Origin of the sequence: Sphingomonas donggukensis, assembly GCF_023674425.1 — a bacterium.
Lineage (GTDB): Bacteria > Pseudomonadota > Alphaproteobacteria > Sphingomonadales > Sphingomonadaceae > Sphingomonas > Sphingomonas donggukensis.
Genome location: NZ_CP098401.1, coordinates 1,511,478 through 1,527,426, shown reverse-complemented (window position 1 = coordinate 1,527,426; position 15,949 = coordinate 1,511,478). Strand labels below are relative to the sequence as shown.

Below are 15,949 nucleotides of genomic sequence, written 5' to 3'. Positions count from 1 at the left end.
GCGGGCGGGATAGGCATATGACCAACGTCACGCTTCCGACCGGCGCGCGCGGCGCCCGCGTCGCGGCGCTTGCGGTCGCCGCAGTGATCGGCGTGTGCGGGCTGCGCAGTGCGCTGTCCTTTGCGGCCCTGAAGGCCAACCCGGAACTGGCCTACACGGTCGATTCGGGCAATGCCGAGGCGGTTGCCGGCCTGGCCTACCAGCGCATGCTGGAGGCGAAGGGCCCGGACGACGCCGTCGCGACACGGAAGCTGGCGACCGAGGCACTCGAAATCTCGCCCTATGCGCCCCAGGCGCTGCGCAACATCGGCTTCGTGGTGGCGCGCATGGAGGGGGAGCCGAAGGCGGAACCGATCCTGGTCGCCGCCGGCCGCACGTCGCTCCGCGATTTTCTGACGCACCTGTGGCTGTTCGACAAATATTACCGGGACGATCAGACGGCGAAGTCGATCGGCGAAGCCGACATCGTGCTCAGCCAGCAGCCCGATCGCTGGGATGGGGTATTCCCCATGCTCATCGGGCTGCTCGACGATCCCGCCACGAAGGCGCCGCTGGCCGAGGTGCTGGTGCGCAGGCCTTACTGGCGACCGACGTTTCTCGAACGGCTCGGTCTCGACAAGACCAACGCCGCCGGCAAGTACGACCTGTTGGCCGAGCTGAAGCGGCGTGGACAGCCCGCCAGCAGCGCCGAGCTGCGGACCTATTTCCTGGTGTCTCCGGAGAGCACGCCGGCACCGGTGCTGCGCGCTCGGTGGGTATCGTTGCTGACCAATCCGTCGCTCGCGCAAACGTTGTTGCTGGACGGCAGCTTCGATGGCGTCGATGCCCCGCCGCCCTATGTCTGGACGTTTACGCCCAGTGGCGACACCTATGCCGAGCGGCAGCAGCGTGAGGACGGGCGTGGCAGTGCGCTGTACGCGTCCTTCAACGGGCAGGGTAACGCGACGTTTGCGGTACAGTCGTTGGCGCTGCGGTCTGGACGCTATCGCCTGTCGGGGCAGGCGCTGGCCGAGGATGCGACGGTGGCTGGCCAGTTCAGCTGGATCGTCCAGTGCGGTATTGCGGGCGGGCGCGAGATCGGCCGCCTGGCCCTTGCGCCCGGGTCGGGGTGGACGCGGTATTCGGGCGTGGTCGACGTGCCTGCCGACTGCGCGGGCCAGACCCTGGCGCTGACCGCTACGGGCGTTGAGAATGGCCATACCGCGACACTGTGGGTGGATGACGTGTCGATCGCGCGCGCACCGGGCAGCTGAATCGATCGGCGCCGGTAAGCGGTTTTCGGCGAGATAGCGACGCGCTTTGGATGCGGGCGCCTCACGCCGTGGCTTTAGCGCGTGTCGATGTTACGGTTCGTTGGAATGCCGCCTTTGCGCGATGGGCGCTGTTGGAAGGCGCGCATTCGAGCTTGAGGTGGCCAGCGATTGTCTGGCGGGTCTGCGAGCAAGCATGTGATGCAGCCGCGCCCGCGCATTCCGTGATGCCCGACGTCGCGACGGACGGTGCCGCCCCCCATGAAAGACCCGGCCGAGTGGGCTCCACATCAGGTTGATGGCGCTACGGTTGCGATGGTGCCGGACCTCACCCGTGCGAATCGGGAACGCATCGCGTCCGCCCCAACTCGGGTCCGACGGACGGGTCTCCGTCCATCTCGCGCAGGGTGAAACTATGAGAGGCGATTCGTCGGGCCGCTGACACTTGTCCGTGTTGTCGGAAAGCACTCGGCGCCGCCGACCGAAACCGAACGCGGTGCGAGTGCGCCGTCGGCGGACGGTGACCTGGAGCCTGACTCTTGGCGATCGGTCGTGTCGGACAGGGGCAATGATCGGGTAGTGCCTCGCAGCGCAGACCGGCCCGAGGCGATGAGGCGATTTGATTCGGGAGTTGCCGGGGAAGGGCGCAGAGAGCCGTGCGGCGAGTGCGCAAGGCCTTCCATGTGTCACTATTCGTCAGCCCCGCAGCGCGGTGGCAAACTCGCAGATTTGAGGAACTGCCGCGGCATCGACGTGCTGCATGATCGCGGCTCGACGTGCGACCGCCTCGGGTCGGCGTCGGCTGCCGCTTGGTTCAGGACGCCGTGGGGCAGCAACCCGCTTCGTTGCGGATCAGGTTGTTACGTCGGCATGGCGTTTCCGATGCGCGGCCAACGCATCCACCCCATTCGCGGTACGCGCAAAAAAATTGGGCCAGGCTTTCGCCTGACCCAATCAATATCTGCAGTGCGATCCGCCAGCGATTACGGGCTGGTGGGGCTGCTGTCGCCGCTGACGGCGGCTGCGATGCCGAGGCCGACCGCGACGATCGCGAGACCGGCGACGATCCACGTGCCCGAACCGGACTTCTCTTCTTCCTGACGGCTCACGCCGCGCAGCTTGCTCGCCTTGCGAACGTCAGCCTTGACCGTCTGCTTCGCAACCGACTTCTCAGCTGCGAGGGCAGGCGCCGTCGCCAGCGACATGCTGACGATGCTCGCCGCAATGATCTTCGTAAGACGCATCTACTGCTCCCTTTTTTAATCTCTTAGGACCGCTTCGAAACGACCCCTGCCACAATTCACCATGCGGTGCAAGAAAGTTTGGCCACCAAATCCGGCTTTACGACCGCTTCCTTCCGCCTGCTTCGTCAGCGAGGTACCTCGCGTTCAATTACCGGTCAGTGAACGGAACGCAACCCGTCCGGTTCCCCAACCGCCCGGGCGAACGCGAAAAAACCGGAAAAAGAGTGCTTGTGTGTCGCGGAGGCAACTCGATAAGGCCCGGGCCGATGACCTCCGCGCCGCTCCGCACCCTCCCCATCCGCATCCTGGTCGTCTTCGGCACGCGTCCCGAGGCGATCAAGCTGTTCCCGCTATTGCAGCGCCTGGCAGGCGACCCGCGCGTCGCGCTGAGAGTCTGTGTCACCGCGCAGCACCGCGGCATGCTGGACCAGGTGCTGGCGATCAGCGGGATCGTGCCCGACATCGATCTGGACGTGATGCAGCCCGGGCAGACGCTCGACGCGCTGACCGCACGGCTGCTGACCGAGCTGGGCGCCGTAATGGACGCCGAAAAGCCCGACCGGGTTGTGGTGCAAGGCGACACCGCGACGGCGATGGTCGCGGGGCTGGCCGCCTATTACCGCAAGATTCCGGTCAGCCATGTCGAGGCGGGGCTGCGATCGTTCGACATCCATCATCCCTGGCCCGAAGAGGTCAATCGCAAGATTATCTCGACCTTCGCCGACCAGCATTTCGCGCCGACCGAGACGGCCGCCGCCGCGCTGCGCCGCGAATCGGTCGATCCGGCGAGCATCCATGTCACGGGCAACACCGTGATCGACGCGCTGCATGTTACCCGCGAGCGTATTGCGGCCGACCCGACGCTTGCCGCGGGGCTCGATTCGCTGATCGAGCGGGTCGCTGGTCGCCGCATCGTCGCGGTGACCACCCACCGCCGCGAAAATTTTGGCGACGGCATGGAGGCGATCGCCCGTGCGGTCCGGCGAATCGTCGAGCGCCCGGACGTCGTGGCGGTGTTCCCGGTGCATCCCAATCCCAACGTGCGCGAACCGATGAACGCGCTGCTCGGCGGGCGCGACGACGTGTTCCTGATCGACCCGCTCGACTACCCCCATTTCGTTCGGCTGCTGTCGGTCGCGCACGTCCTGCTGACCGACAGCGGCGGCGTGCAGGAGGAGGCACCCGCCTTCGGCAAGCCGGTGCTGGTGATGCGCGACACCACCGAGCGGCCCGAGGGAGTCGAGGCCGGCACCGCCCGGCTGGTCGGCACCGACGAGGAGCGGATCGTCGCGGAGACCGCGCGCCTGCTCGACGATTCGGCGGCCTATGACGCGATGGCCCGCGCCCACAACCCGTTCGGCGATGGCCATGCGAGCGAACGGATCGCCAAGGTGATGATCGATGGGAAGTGATCGTTCGGTGGACTGCGCCGTCATCGGCCTGGGCTATATCGGCCTGCCGACCGCGGCGGTGCTCGCCCGGTCGGGCACGCGGGTATGCGGCGTCGACGTGTCGCCGCACGTCGTCGAGACGGTCGGATCGGGCGGCATCCACATCGAGGAAAAGGATCTGGACGCGCTGGTGCGCCAGGTCGTCGCCGACGGGCTGCTGACCACATCGCTGACGGTGCCGCAGGCCGATGTCTTCGTCATCGCCGTGCCGACCCCGTTCAAGGACGATCATGCGCCCGATATCGCCTATGTCCTGTCGGCGACGCGCAGCATCGCGCCGGCGCTGAAGGCGGGCGATACGGTGATCCTCGAATCGACCTCGCCCGTCGGCACGACGGAAGCGATCCGCGACGTGCTGGCCGAAGCGCGGCCCGATCTGCGCCTGCCCCATGAGGGGCAGGAGGGCGCGACCGTCGCGGTCGCCTATTGCCCGGAGCGCGTGCTGCCGGGCAAGATCATCGAGGAGCTGGTCAGCAACGACCGCAGCATCGGCGGCATCACCCCGGCCTGCGCCGAGAAGGCGCGCGCCTTCTACAAGCGATTCGTCGCCGGCGAATGCACGATCACGACCGCCCGCACCGCGGAGATGGTGAAGCTGGTCGAGAATGCATCGCGCGACGTCAACATCGCCTTTGCCAACGAACTGTCGGTGATCTGCGATACGCTGGCGCTCGACGTGTGGGAGGTCATTCGCCTCGCCAACCGGCATCCGCGGGTCAACATCCTGCAACCCGGACCCGGCGTCGGCGGGCACTGCATCGCGGTCGACCCGTGGTTCATCGTCCACAGCGATCCCGACAATGCCCGGCTGATCCGCACCGCGCGTCACGTCAACGACGACAAGGTCGCCTATACGGTCGGTCGCGCGGACGCCCTGATCGAGGCGTGCGACGGCCCCGTCGCGTGCCTGGGCCTGGCGTTCAAGGCCAATATCGACGACCTGCGCGAAAGCCCGGCGATGGCGGTCGCCAGTGCGCTCGCCCGGCGCTGGGGCGACCGCATTCGCATCGTCGAGCCGTACATCGACGCGCTGCCCGCCGCGTTCGACGGCACCGGTGCGCGCCTCGTGCCGCTCCACGAGGCGTTGCGCGACAGCGCGGTGGCGGTCGTCCTCGTCGATCACGACGCGTTCCGCGCGGTGCCGGCGGCGGCGCGCGCGCATCTGGCGGTGCACGACAGCCGCGGCATCTGGAATGGCGCGCCGCGCTGACCGGCGCATGATCGCGCTCGCGGCGCTGCTGGCGGCGGGAGTCGCCGGGGCGACGGCGCTGTCGAGCGCGCCGGCGGACGACCCGCTCTTCCCCGCGCTGCGGGCGCTGCAGGCGCAGGACGCCCGCGTTGCCGAGGTCGCATTCCGGCTGACGACCCGTGCGGTCGCGCTGTGCCCCGTGCAAGAGCCGGCGACCGGCCTGTCGATCCAGACCGCGGATGCTTACCGCGGCGCCTATAACGCCGCCGCCCGCCGCCTCTACGGGCTCGACGCCGGGGCGGGGGTGCTGGCGGTCGCTGGGGGCAGCCCGGCCTCGCGCGCCGGTGTGCGCGTCGGCGATGTCATCGTCGCGATCGCCGGGCGACCGCTGGTCCTGGCGAAGGGACGCGACGCGATCGGCAGCGTGCTGGTGCGCGACCAGCTCGTCGCTGCACTCGCCGGGGGCGGCGCCGTCGTCACGGTGCAGCGCGACGGCACCCGCCGCGACGTCCGCATCGTCGCGGTCCCGTCCTGCGCTTCGCGGTTCGAAGTCACCGACGGCGACGACCTGAGCGGCGCGGCGGACGGGCGCGTGATCCAGATCAGCAGCGGCCTGATCGACGCGGCGGACACCGACGATGCGCTGGCGGCGGTGATCGCGCACGAACTCGCGCACAATGTCCTCGGCCACCGCGCCCGCCTCGAATCGCAAAGGGTGTCGAAGCGCACGCGCCTGCGCTGGAGCCGGGCGCTGGAGATCGAGGCGGATCGGTTTTCCCTGCGCCTGCTCGACCGCGCCGGGGTGGCGCCTGCGGCGGCGGTCGATTTCTGGCAGGACTATGCCCGGCGCCTGGCCCGCCGGATCGACGGGCGGGGCACGCATCCCGACTGGGAGGCGCGGCTGTCGGCGATGCGCGACGAAGCCCGCGCCATCGATGCCGCGCGGGCGCCATTGCGATAGCCCGGCGGCGCGACTAGGGGCGCTGACATGACCTTCAAACCCCTGCGCAAGGCCGTGTTCCCCGTCGGTGGACTCGGCACCCGGTTCCTCCCCGCGACGAAGGCGTTGCCCAAGGAGATGCTGCCTGTCGTCGATCGCCCGCTGATCCAGTACGCGGTGGACGAGGCGCTGGAGGCGGGGATCGAGCAGATGATCTTCGTCACCGGGCGCGGCAAGTCGGCGATCGAGGATCATTTCGACGTCGCCTATGAACTCGAAACGACTATGGCGCAGCGCGGCAAGTCTATGGAATTGCTGCACCAGACCCGGCTGAAGCCCGGCGCGGTCGCCTATGTACGTCAGCAGGAGCCGATGGGCCTCGGCCATGCCGTCTGGTGTGCGCGCGACATCGTCGGCGACGAACCGTTCGCGGTGCTGCTGGCCGACGACCTGATGGTCGGGGAGCCGGGCTGCCTGAAGCAGATGGTCGACGCCTACAACCGCACCGGCGGCAACATGATCTGCGCTCAGGAAGTGCCGCATGACCAGACCCACATGTACGGCGTCATCACGCCGGGCGCGCGTGGCGGCGCGCTGACGCAAGTGCAGGGGCTGGTCGAGAAGCCGAAGCCGGGCACGGCACCGTCGAACCTGTCGGTGATCGGTCGCTATATCCTCCAGCCCGAGGTGATGCGCGTGCTCGAGGGGCAGGAGAAAGGCGCGGGTGGCGAGATCCAGCTGACCGACGCGATGGCGCGGATGATCGGCGACCAGCCGTTCCACGGCCTGACCTTCGCCGGACGCCGCTTCGACTGCGGCGACAAAGCGGGCTTCATCCAGGCGAACATCGCGCTCGCTCTGGCGCGGGAGGATATCGGCGGCGCGGTGCGCGATTTCGCGCGCGCCGAACTGGGCTGATTCGCGCCCGGGCGGGAGGCCTCAGTCGCGAGCGGGGCGCGATCCGGCCAGTTGGACGATGGCCGAGCGCCCCAGGATGCGCGGTCGCTGCGATTCGGATTCGTAGATCAGCAACAGCGCCTCTGCCTGCGAGGCTTCGGGCAATCGGCTCCACTGCGAAATCGCCTGGTCGACCGTGGTGGGGACGGCGGGTGCCGCGACCGGATCGAATGCCGTTATCAGCTGTGCGCTGCCGCTTGCCTGCGCCATTTCGGACCCCTTCAACGCTGAACGCGTGGCGATGCATACCACGCGCGCCGAACGCGCCTTTAGCGAAGATTGTTCCAATTCGGCCGCATCAGGCAACGACCAGGCGATCGTCCCCCAAGTCGCTGAAAAGCGAGATCATTCCTCCCGCCTCGACCCCGTCGGGCAGCGCCACGCCGTGCTCCGCCAGCGCCGACTGGCAGGCGACGACCGCAACCCCCAGTTCCAGCGCCATCGCCAGCAGCGGACCCGGCGCCAGCAGCGTCACCGCCGAGTCGTGGAGGTAGAGCCGCGCTCGCGCGCCGAGCGCCGCCTGCGCGTTCGCCATCGTCAGCGCGGCGTCGAATCGCGCCGCGTCGGCGCCCGCCACCACGGTCGTCAGCCCGCGCATGCCGGACACCCCGGATCCTTGGGCAGCGCGATGGTGCGGAAGCGGAAGGCGAGTGCATCGACCAGCAGCAGCCGGCCCGCGGGATCGTCGCCGAACGGCACGATGCTGCGGATCGCCTCGAGCGCGGCGAGGCTGCCGATGACCCCGGTCAGCGCGCCGAGCACACCCGCCTCGGCACAACTCGCTTCCGCCCGGTCGGGATCGTGGCCGACGAGGCAGCGGTAGCAGGGGAGCGTCGGCTCCCACCCGCGATACACCGCCAGCTGCCCCTCGAACTGCGCGACCGCGGCGGAGACGAGCGGGATGCGCGCCGTTAGACACGCATCTGCCACCGCCAGCCGCGTCGCGAAATTGTCGCAGCCGTCGACGACCACGTCGTGGCCGGACAGGATGGCGGCGGCGTTGGCCGCGTCGATCCGAACGGGCGTTGCGTGCACGGTGACGCCCGGGTTCAGGCGCGCGACCGCCGCCTGCGCCGCCGCCACCTTTGGCGCGCCCACATCGCCGTCGCCGAACAACGTCTGGCGCTGGAGGTTCGACAGGTCGACCCGGTCGTCGTCGACCAGCGTCAGCGTGCCGACCCCCGCGGCGGCAAGATACTGGATGACCGGCGATCCGATTCCGCCGGCGCCGATCACCGCGACGCGCGCCGCCTTCAGCCGCGCCTGTCCGGCGCCGCCCACTTCCTTCAGCACTATGTGGCGTGCGTAGCGGTCAAGCTCCGCGTCGGTCAGCGTCATCGGCTCCAGGCGATCGTCAGGTCGGCGTGGTACCAGCCCGCGGCGGGCAGGCGCAGGTTGTTGCGCGCGAAGCTGGTGACGAGCCCCGCGCCATATTGCTCGACATTGGGGCAGGCGATGGCGCGCGGTACGACGCTACGCACCCCGCCGTCGGAGCGCACGAGCACCGCGAATTCCATCCTGAGCGCGCCCGTCGGCAGCGTGCAGCGCCCGGCGCGGACTTCATCGGCGATGAAGTCGCCCATGTCGGGCGTGACCGCCGGCGCGGTCTTCCACGGCAGCGGCGGCAACGACGGCAGCGCGGCGAGCGGCGGCGGTGCATCGGTTGCGACGACCGGCGGCGGTGCGGTCTGCACCCCCAGCAGCAAGGCAGCGATCAGCATCATCGTCCCGTCGATCCGAATCCTCCGACCCCGCGTACTGTCTCGTCGAGATCGACGACCTCGTCCAGCCGGGCGCGCTGGACCGGGGCGGGGACGAGTTGCGCGATCCGGTCGCCGCGCGCGATCACGAACGCCGCGTCGCCCAGATTGGCGAGGACCACCTTTACCTCGCCGCGATAGTCGCTGTCGATGGTGCCGGGGGTGTTGAGGCAGGTGACGCCGTGCTTCAGCGCGAGGCCGGAGCGCGGGCGCACCTGAACCTCGTACCCGACCGGTATCGCCATCGCGAACCCCGTCGCCACTGCCGCCCGCGCGCCGGGTGCAAGCGTCACATCCTCTGCCGACACCACATCCATCCCCGCCGCGCCGGCGGTGGCGTAGGCGGGCAGCGGCAGGCCGTCGCCGTGCGCCAGTCGCTTCACCGAAATCGCGATGTCCTGCATGTGGCTCGTGCCCCCAAATCGTCGATCGGCAGGTAGGCTTCGAAACCACCCCGGACAAGCGTCAGCCGTTGTGCACCACGGCCAGCTTGTTGCCCGTGGGGTCGCGGACGTACGCCGCATACCAGTTCGGACCGTAGTTGGGGCGTTCGCCGGGCGCGCCCTCCTCGGCCCCTCCGTGCGCCATCGCCGCGGCGTGGAAGGCGTCCACCGCCGCTCTCGACGGAGCGGCCAGCCCGATCATCACGCCGTTGCCGGCAGTAGCGGTTTTCCCGTCGAACGGCGTGACGATCCAGACGGTCAGGCCGGCGTCGCCGCCACCTGCCGAATAGGCGCGCCAGCCGGGAAACTCCATGCGCTTGGCAAAGCCGATCGTCGCGAACACTGCATCGTAGAAGGCGAATGACGCTACCGGATCGATCGCGCCCAGCGTGACATAATGGTCCATCGTCCTGCTCCCGTTCGTTGTTTCAGGATGAGAACAAAGGAGGAACTTGTCAATCCGCCAGTGCGACCGCGATCCGCTGGACCAGTCGGCGGGCGACGTCGGCCTTGGGGAGCGGCTCCCAGTCCTCGACGCCGGTCGCGGTCACCAGATGCACGGTGTTGCGGTCGCCGCCCATCACGTCGCCCGACACGTCGTTGGCGACGATCCAGTCGGCGCCCTTGCGCGTGCGCTTGGCGGTGGCGTGTTCGACCACGCGCTCGGTCTCGGCGGCGAAACCGACCAGCAGGCGCGGGCGCTGCTGGTTGGCGGCGAGCCCTGCCAAGATGTCCGGATTGGGCGTGAGGGCGAGGGCGGGGGGCGCGTCGCCCTTCTTCAGCTTTTGAGCGGCCGCGGCGACGTGCCAGTCGGCAACCGCGGCGACCATGATCGCGGCGTCGGCGGGCAGGGCGGCGGCGACCGCGTCGGCCATCGCGCGCGCGGTTTCGACGTCGATGCGCGTTACGCCGGACGGGGTCGGCAGCGCGACCGGGCCGGCGACCAGAGTCACCCGCGCCCCCGCCTCGGCCAGCGCCGCGGCAATCGCGAAGCCCTGTTTCCCCGACGATCGGTTGGCGATGTAGCGTACCGGGTCGATCGGTTCGTGGGTCGGTCCGGCCGTCACCAGCACATGCTTGCCGGAGAGCGGCCCGGTGCCGGCGAAATGTCGCTCGATCGCCGCGAAGATCGCCTCGGGTTCAGGCAAACGACCGGGACCGAACTCGCCGCACGCCATCGCGCCCTCGTCCGGCTCCATGACGGTGATGCCGTCGCCGCGCAGCGTGGCGACGTTGCGGGCGGTCGCGGCATGCTGCCACATCCGCACGTTCATCGCGGGCGCGGCGAGCACCGGCGTGTCGGTCGCCAGCAGCAGGGTGGTGGCGAGGTCGTCGGCGTGGCCGCCGGCCATCCGCGCGATCAGGTCCGCGGTGGCGGGGGCGACGACGATCAAATCGGCCTGGCGGCTCAGCTGGATATGGCCCATCTCGGCCTCGTCCTTCAGATCCCACAGGGTCGTATAGACCTTGTTTTCGCTGAGGGCCGCGAGCGTCATCGGGGTTACGAAATGCGCGCCGCCATCGGTCAGGACGCAGGTCACGGCCATGCCCGTCTTGCGGCACAGGCGGACGAGTTCGCACGCCTTGTACGCGGCGATGCCGCCGCCGACGATCAGCAGGATGCGCTTCATTGGGTAATTCTCTGCACCCGCACCCGCGGCCTGTCGAGCAGCGCGCGCCACAGGTCGCGCAACGCGTCGGGCGCGAAGGCAAGGCCGGCCAGGAACACCGGCGCCGCCATCAGCGCCCAGTAGAAGGTATCGGCGCGCGCGAAGATCGCGATCGCCGCGCCGTAGCCGAGCAACACCGCCAGCGTGCGCTCGGCCAGCGGATCGCGCCACGCGCTCCACCCGAACAGCGCGAACGCGACCAGCGGCGCGGCGACGATCGTCGGCAGCAGCTGGATCGCGGTCGAATCGATCAGCGCGCGGGTGAAGAAGCCGGGTCCGAGCAGCCCGCTCCAGCCGGGCGATGCGGGGTCGAGCGGGTTGACGACGCGCGATACGCCCCACGCATGCGCAACCAGCGCCAGCGCGAACGCGGCGAGCGCGATGCCCCATCCCGCCGCCTCCCGCCGCTCACCGTCACGCCACGCCGCCAGCAGCATGAGACCCGCGAACAGCGCCGCAGTCTCGCGCACCAGCATCGCGATCAGCGCGAGCGCCAGTGCCGCGATCCAATGCCCCGGCCTCCGAACCGCCAGCGCGAGCGCGGTCAGTTGCGCGGACCAGACTTCGGGAAAGGCGATCAGCCCGCTCTGGACGAAAACGACCATCCCGCCAGCCAGCAGCAGCATCGCCGCCACCCGCGCCGGTGGCCGCGCCAACGCCGGCGCCAGCCGCCGCCACCACGCCGCCATCACCCCCAACGCCAACGCATAGAGCAGGGCGAGCGTGACGATCGGCGGAAGGGCTGCCTGCACCACCGCATGAACCGGCAGCCGGAACGTGACGAAGGGGCGCAACGGATAGCTGCCCGACCGCAACGCGTCGGCGGCGACCTGATAATAATCCCCGCCCGCGCGCAGACCGGCGATGATGCCCTCATAGAGCAGCAGATCGGTAACCTGCGCATTCGCCTCCGGGCTGTCGGGGGCGGGGCTGGGCGTTGCCAGGGCGGAGAGCGCTGCGATCAGCAACAGCGCGAGTAGGGCCGCCACCCATGTCGCACGACGGCGGTCGAAACCAGCGAAGCGGCTCGGGGCGGCGAGCCAGAAGGGGGGACGTACTCGGGCCAAATTTCAGCCCCTAACCGTTCGTTTCGAGCGTAGTCGAGAAACGCCGGACAGCGCCTGAAGCCGGATTTTCGACGACGCTCGAAACGAACGGCCACCGGCTCATCCGAGGAAGCCCCAAACCCCCGCCGCGCCCGCCAGCGCCGCCAACACCGCGACTGCCGCATAGCGCCAGCCGCCGCCGACCCGCACGACCTCTATCTCGCGCAAGGGGGGCGCAGGCGGCGCGCCGCCGGGGGCGGGATAGCGTGCCTCGATGTTGCGGATCAGGTCGGGCAGGCGGGCAAAGGTTTTCAGGTCCGCGACGATGCGGTCGGCGGCCCATGCCTCCGGGCCCAGTTCGGTGCGGATCCATTCCTTCACGAACGGGCCCGACGTCTCCCACATGTTGATGTCGGGATCGAGCCGGGTGGCGACGCCCTCCACCACCACCATCGTCTTTTGCAGCAGCAGCAGGTGCGGCTGGGTCTGCATGTCGAAATCGCGGGTGATGCTGAACAGCCCGTCGAGCATCGCGCCGACCGACATGTCCTTGACCGGGCGCCCGCGCATCGGCTCACCGACCGCGCGCAGCGCCGTTGCGAACTCGGCCATATTGTGGTGCGAGGGCACATAGCCCGCCTCGAAATGGATCTCGGCCACGCGCTTATAGTCGCCGGTGATCAGGCCGTAGAGGATTTCCGCCAGCCACACCCGTGCGCGCCGGTCGATCCGGCCCATGATCCCGAAATCGATCGCGGCGATGCGCGCGTGTCCATTGGCACCCGGCAGCGCGAACAGATTGCCCTGGTGCATGTCGGCGTGGAAGAATCCTTCCGAAATCGCCTGGCGCAGGAACGATCGCACGATCAGCTTCGCCATCGCCGCCATGTCGTATCCCGCGGCGACCAGTGCGGCGCGGTCGTTCAGCTTGATGCCGTCGACCCACTCCAGCGTCAGCACCTTGCCGGTCGTGCGTTCCCAGTCGATCGCGGGGACGTGGAAATCGGGCTCGGCCTCCATCCCCTCGGCGAGTTCCGACGCCGACGCACCCTCGCGCCGCAGGTCGAGTTCGCGCGCAGTCCAGCGCTTGAACGTCTCGATCACCAGCCGCGGGCGCAGGCGCGACGCCTCGCCGCCAAGCCCCTCCAACTGAGCGGCAGCCCATTCATACGTGGCGATGGCGCGCGCGAACTCGGCCTCGACGCCGGGGCGCAGCACCTTGATCGCGACGGTGCGCCCGTCGGTCGTCACCGCACGGTGGACCTGCGCGATCGACGCCGCGCCGATCGGCGATTCTTCTACCGAGGCGTAGAGATCGGTCAGCGGTCGCCCGAAACTCGCCTCGATCGCGGCGCGGATCGTGTCGAAGGGGACCGGCGGCAGCGAATCCTGCAATCGCATCAGGTCGTGCGCGGCATCCTCGCCGATCAGGTCGACACGGGTGGCCAGCGTCTGCCCGAGCTTGATCGCCGCCGGCCCGATCGCCTGGAAGGCATCGGCATAGCGCGGCACCTTCGGCACGCGCGCGCCGAAACGGGCCACGCGCGCCAACCGCCGCACCGCGGCCGGCGTGTTGGGATCGCGCTCGATCCCGCGCAGCGCCCCATGCCGCGCGAGAATGCGCCCCCATTTCAGGAGCCGCCAGAGATGGGTGACAGACGACGTCACGGGCGGGTCAAATCTTCCAGCCCGAATGAATCGCGACCAGCCCGCCGAGCAGTGGCTCGACCTTGGTCTGCACGAACCCGGCGTCGGCGATCATGCCCTTGAACGTCGGCATGTCGGGGAAGCGGCGGATCGATTCGATCAGGTAGCGATAGCTGTCCTCGTCGTTCGCCAGCAGCTTGCCGAGCTTCGGGACGACCTTGTGCGAATAGGCGTCGTACACGTCCTTGAACCCCGGCCAGGTCGTGGTCGAGAATTCCAGGCAGTAGAACCGCCCGCCACGGCGCAGCACGCGGTGCGCCTCCCGCAGCGCCTTCGGGATGTCGGTCACGTTCCGAATGCCGAAGGCGATGGTGTAGGCGTCGAAGAATCGGTCGGGGAATTGCAGGTCCTCGGCATTGGCCTCGGTCCACACGAGTCCGTCGAAGCCGCGCTCGGCGGCGCGCTCCATGCCGACGTCGAGCATCGCCGGGTTGATGTCGGCGACCGTGATCGCCGCTCCGGATTTAGCCAGCCGGAACGCGATGTCGCCGGTGCCGCCGGCCATGTCGAGGATCTGTTCGTGCGCCTGCGGTTTCACCCGCGCGACGAAGCGGTCCTTCCACAACCGGTGCATGCCCCCCGACATGGCGTCGTTCATCAGGTCGTAGCGGCTGGCGACGCCGGCGAAGACTTCGCCCACGCGGGCAGTCTTCTCGGTCGCGGGGATGTCTTCGTAGCCGAAGGAAACGATGTCGGTCATGGCGGCGGCGATAGCGAAGCCTTGTGGGGGGAGCAAACGCAACCTAGCTGCGCCTCATGCCTGAGCTTCCCGAAGTCGAGACGACCGTGCGCGGGCTGGAGCCCGTGCTGCTCGGCCATCGCATCGCCCGCGTCACGCCGCGTCGCGCCGACCTGCGTCGCGCGATGCCCGCCGACCTTGGCCAGCGGCTGACCGGCGCCACCGTCACGCGGCTGCACCGGCGCGCCAAGTACGGGCTGATCGACACCGACCGCGGCGACACATTGGTCTTCCACTTGGGCATGTCGGGGCGGTGGCGCGTCGATCCGGCGGACCTGTTGCCGCACGACCACCTGCTGATCGACACCGACGCCGGGCGGCACCTCGCGCTCAACGATCCGCGGCGGTTCGGGTCGCTCGACCTGATGGCGACCGCGGTGCTCGACGACTGGGCGCCGTTCCGTGCGCTGGGTCCGGAGCCGCTCGGCCCAGAACTGACCGGTGCCTATCTCGAGGCGGCGTTCGAAGGCCGAATCGCGCCGGTGAAGGCGCTGCTGCTCGACCAGCGCGTCGTCGCGGGGCTCGGCAACATCTACGTCTGCGAGGCGCTGTTCGAGGCCGGCATCCGCCCGTCGCGCCCCGCCGGGCAGATCGCGCGCAAGCGGCTCGACCGGCTGGTCGAGACGATCCGCGCCGTGCTATTGTCGGCGATCGACGCGGGCGGATCGACTCTGCGTGACTATGCCCGGCCTGACGGCGAGCTCGGCTATTTCTCGAAACAGTTCAAGGTGTACGGGCGCGAGGGGGAGCCGTGCGCGTGCGGCGGCACCGTCCGTCGCTATACCGAGGGCGGGCGATCGACCTTCTGGTGCCCGGCCTGCCAGCGGTGAGCGCCAACGCTGACTGGTTGACCGAATCGCGAGGCGCGGTTACAGGGCGCGCTTTCCCGGCTCGTGGAGGCTTTCCGCGCGCCCTCAAGACAGCAGGATTTTGAAGCAATGGCGAATACGCCTCAGGCGAAGAAGCGTATCCGGCGCAACGACCGTCGCGCGGAGATCAACGGTGCCCGCGTGGGCCGTATCCGGACGTTCGTGAAGAAGCTCGAATCGGCTCTGGCCGCGGGCGACAAGGATGCCGCCACCGCCGCCATCGCACAGGTTCAGCCGGAGCTGGCGCGCGGCGTTGCCAAGGGCGTGCTGCACAAGAATACCGCGTCGCGTAAATTCTCGCGCCTGACCAAGCGGGTAGCGGCCCTGGGCTGATTCGCCCGCCGCTTCGGCTTTCAACAAGACCCCGCCGGGACGATCCCGGCGGGGTCTTTTTTTGTTCGCGCGGGGGCGCGTCGGAACGCTTGGCGAACGCGGTTTCGGACGTTTTTTGCAAAGCCGAGGATTCCCGCCGATTCGCGAAGAGCCATCTGCTTCAAAGTTCACAAGACATTGATTTTGCCGGATAAAATAATTTCCCCGCGGGAATCCGTGTGTCAATTCCCTTTATTTCAGAATCTTTACAGGCCGGCGCTTGATCGCCCGCCCCAAGCGTTTCAAACAGACGCTCCGGGCGGCGCTCGCTGCCTGGGACATCCAGCCTTGGGTGGACGTGCGGGCGATGAA

At 68.9% G+C, this 15,949-nt stretch carries 18 protein-coding genes; 7 read left to right on the top strand and 11 right to left on the bottom strand.

Translation table 11 applies throughout. The features are described 5' to 3' along the window. Positions 1 to 17 precede the first annotated feature (17 nt). Positions 18 to 1,253 (top strand): hypothetical protein, encoded by a 1,236-nt coding sequence (locus M9980_RS07535; RefSeq protein ID WP_250748491.1) that lies wholly within the window; start codon positions 18 to 20, stop codon positions 1,251 to 1,253. Positions 1,254 to 2,233: 980 nt separating this feature from the next. Here the strand turns inward: M9980_RS07535 and M9980_RS07530 are convergent. After that, positions 2,234 to 2,494, bottom strand: a complete 261-nt coding sequence (locus tag M9980_RS07530; protein ID WP_250748488.1) for a hypothetical protein — start codon at positions 2,492 to 2,494, stop codon at positions 2,234 to 2,236. Between the two features lie 266 nt (positions 2,495 to 2,760). Here M9980_RS07530 and wecB point away from each other — a divergent pair, with 266 nt between their 5' ends. The 4 genes from wecB to galU are packed head-to-tail and all read left to right on the top strand — an operon-like array spanning position 2,761 to position 6,992. Further along, positions 2,761 to 3,906, top strand: coding sequence for a non-hydrolyzing UDP-N-acetylglucosamine 2-epimerase (wecB, locus tag M9980_RS07525; RefSeq protein ID WP_250748485.1), 1,146 nt, complete (start codon positions 2,761 to 2,763; stop codon positions 3,904 to 3,906). Then, positions 3,896 to 5,155 (top strand): UDP-N-acetyl-D-mannosamine dehydrogenase, encoded by a 1,260-nt coding sequence (gene wecC / locus M9980_RS07520; RefSeq protein WP_250748482.1) that lies wholly within the window; start codon positions 3,896 to 3,898, stop codon positions 5,153 to 5,155. Before wecB ends, wecC begins: the two co-directional genes overlap by 11 nt. Before the next feature lie 7 nt (positions 5,156 to 5,162). Next, positions 5,163 to 6,095: a M48 family metallopeptidase gene (locus M9980_RS07515; protein WP_250748479.1), complete on the top strand. Its 933-nt coding sequence runs from the start codon at positions 5,163 to 5,165 to the stop codon at positions 6,093 to 6,095. Between the two features lie 27 nt (positions 6,096 to 6,122). Continuing rightward, positions 6,123 to 6,992 (top strand): UTP--glucose-1-phosphate uridylyltransferase GalU, encoded by an 870-nt coding sequence (galU, locus tag M9980_RS07510; RefSeq protein WP_250748476.1) that lies wholly within the window; start codon positions 6,123 to 6,125, stop codon positions 6,990 to 6,992. A 21-nt stretch (positions 6,993 to 7,013) separates the two neighbouring features. Here galU and M9980_RS07505 read toward each other — a convergent pair whose 3' ends face one another. From M9980_RS07505 to M9980_RS07460, 10 genes are all read right to left on the bottom strand, one after another. Next, a complete protein-coding gene (locus M9980_RS07505) occupies positions 7,014 to 7,241 on the bottom strand; it encodes a hypothetical protein (RefSeq protein ID WP_250748474.1) in 228 nt (75 codons plus the stop codon). A gap of 88 nt (positions 7,242 to 7,329) precedes the next feature. After that, positions 7,330 to 7,629, bottom strand: coding sequence for a DsrE family protein (locus tag M9980_RS07500; RefSeq protein WP_250754832.1), 300 nt, complete (start codon positions 7,627 to 7,629; stop codon positions 7,330 to 7,332). After that, positions 7,617 to 8,369 (bottom strand): HesA/MoeB/ThiF family protein, encoded by a 753-nt coding sequence (locus M9980_RS07495; protein ID WP_250748471.1) that lies wholly within the window; start codon positions 8,367 to 8,369, stop codon positions 7,617 to 7,619. Before M9980_RS07495 ends, M9980_RS07500 begins: the two co-directional genes overlap by 13 nt. After that, positions 8,366 to 8,755, bottom strand: a complete 390-nt coding sequence (locus M9980_RS07490; protein WP_250748469.1) for a hypothetical protein — start codon at positions 8,753 to 8,755, stop codon at positions 8,366 to 8,368. The genes M9980_RS07495 and M9980_RS07490 overlap by 4 nt, the downstream gene beginning before the upstream one ends. Beyond that, positions 8,752 to 9,195, bottom strand: a complete 444-nt coding sequence (gene dut / locus M9980_RS07485) for a dUTP diphosphatase (protein ID WP_250748467.1) — start codon at positions 9,193 to 9,195, stop codon at positions 8,752 to 8,754. The genes M9980_RS07490 and dut overlap by 4 nt, the downstream gene beginning before the upstream one ends. A gap of 61 nt (positions 9,196 to 9,256) precedes the next feature. Then, the gene (locus tag M9980_RS07480; protein ID WP_250748465.1) at positions 9,257 to 9,640 is read right to left on the bottom strand and encodes a VOC family protein; all 384 of its coding nucleotides are present in this window, start codon (positions 9,638 to 9,640) and stop codon (positions 9,257 to 9,259) included. Positions 9,641 to 9,689: 49 nt separating this feature from the next. Beyond that, the gene (coaBC, locus tag M9980_RS07475) at positions 9,690 to 10,865 is read right to left on the bottom strand and encodes a bifunctional phosphopantothenoylcysteine decarboxylase/phosphopantothenate--cysteine ligase CoaBC (protein WP_250748462.1); all 1,176 of its coding nucleotides are present in this window, start codon (positions 10,863 to 10,865) and stop codon (positions 9,690 to 9,692) included. Further along, entirely contained in the window at positions 10,862 to 11,893 is a 1,032-nt protein-coding gene (locus M9980_RS07470; RefSeq protein WP_250748455.1) for a hypothetical protein, read from the bottom strand. The genes coaBC and M9980_RS07470 overlap by 4 nt, the downstream gene beginning before the upstream one ends. 177 nt (positions 11,894 to 12,070) lie before the next feature. Beyond that, a complete protein-coding gene (ubiB, locus tag M9980_RS07465; RefSeq protein WP_250748453.1) occupies positions 12,071 to 13,618 on the bottom strand; it encodes a 2-polyprenylphenol 6-hydroxylase in 1,548 nt (515 codons plus the stop codon). Positions 13,619 to 13,625: 7 nt separating this feature from the next. Then, positions 13,626 to 14,357: a class I SAM-dependent methyltransferase gene (locus tag M9980_RS07460; RefSeq protein ID WP_250748440.1), complete on the bottom strand. Its 732-nt coding sequence runs from the start codon at positions 14,355 to 14,357 to the stop codon at positions 13,626 to 13,628. 56 nt (positions 14,358 to 14,413) lie between these two features. Here M9980_RS07460 and mutM point away from each other — a divergent pair, with 56 nt between their 5' ends. Next, a complete protein-coding gene (gene mutM, locus M9980_RS07455; protein WP_250748437.1) occupies positions 14,414 to 15,226 on the top strand; it encodes a bifunctional DNA-formamidopyrimidine glycosylase/DNA-(apurinic or apyrimidinic site) lyase in 813 nt (270 codons plus the stop codon). A 108-nt stretch (positions 15,227 to 15,334) separates the two neighbouring features. Beyond that, positions 15,335 to 15,598, top strand: coding sequence for a 30S ribosomal protein S20 (gene rpsT, locus M9980_RS07450; RefSeq protein WP_250748420.1), 264 nt, complete (start codon positions 15,335 to 15,337; stop codon positions 15,596 to 15,598). Positions 15,599 to 15,949 lie beyond the last annotated feature (351 nt).

Bases quoted from the DNA above. Each gene is read 5' to 3' on its own strand.
- dut (WP_250748467.1), bottom strand. From the start codon at position 9,195: ATGCAGGACATCGCGATTTCGGTGAAGCGACTGGCGCACGGCGACGGC.
- M9980_RS07535 (WP_250748491.1), top strand. From the start codon at position 18: ATGACCAACGTCACGCTTCCGACCGGCGCGCGCGGCGCCCGCGTCGCG.
- M9980_RS07495 (WP_250748471.1), bottom strand. From the start codon at position 8,369: ATGACGCTGACCGACGCGGAGCTTGACCGCTACGCACGCCACATAGTG.
- M9980_RS07500 (WP_250754832.1), bottom strand. From the start codon at position 7,629: ATGCGCGGGCTGACGACCGTGGTGGCGGGCGCCGACGCGGCGCGATTC.
- mutM (WP_250748437.1), top strand. From the start codon at position 14,414: ATGCCTGAGCTTCCCGAAGTCGAGACGACCGTGCGCGGGCTGGAGCCC.
- M9980_RS07480 (WP_250748465.1), bottom strand. From the start codon at position 9,640: ATGGACCATTATGTCACGCTGGGCGCGATCGATCCGGTAGCGTCATTC.
- M9980_RS07530 (WP_250748488.1), bottom strand. From the start codon at position 2,494: ATGCGTCTTACGAAGATCATTGCGGCGAGCATCGTCAGCATGTCGCTG.
- M9980_RS07490 (WP_250748469.1), bottom strand. From the start codon at position 8,755: ATGATGCTGATCGCTGCCTTGCTGCTGGGGGTGCAGACCGCACCGCCG.
- wecB (WP_250748485.1), top strand. From the start codon at position 2,761: ATGACCTCCGCGCCGCTCCGCACCCTCCCCATCCGCATCCTGGTCGTC.
- M9980_RS07515 (WP_250748479.1), top strand. From the start codon at position 5,163: ATGATCGCGCTCGCGGCGCTGCTGGCGGCGGGAGTCGCCGGGGCGACG.
- galU (WP_250748476.1), top strand. From the start codon at position 6,123: ATGACCTTCAAACCCCTGCGCAAGGCCGTGTTCCCCGTCGGTGGACTC.
- coaBC (WP_250748462.1), bottom strand. From the start codon at position 10,865: ATGAAGCGCATCCTGCTGATCGTCGGCGGCGGCATCGCCGCGTACAAG.
- wecC (WP_250748482.1), top strand. From the start codon at position 3,896: ATGGGAAGTGATCGTTCGGTGGACTGCGCCGTCATCGGCCTGGGCTAT.
- M9980_RS07505 (WP_250748474.1), bottom strand. From the start codon at position 7,241: ATGGCGCAGGCAAGCGGCAGCGCACAGCTGATAACGGCATTCGATCCG.
- M9980_RS07460 (WP_250748440.1), bottom strand. From the start codon at position 14,357: ATGACCGACATCGTTTCCTTCGGCTACGAAGACATCCCCGCGACCGAG.
- rpsT (WP_250748420.1), top strand. From the start codon at position 15,335: ATGGCGAATACGCCTCAGGCGAAGAAGCGTATCCGGCGCAACGACCGT.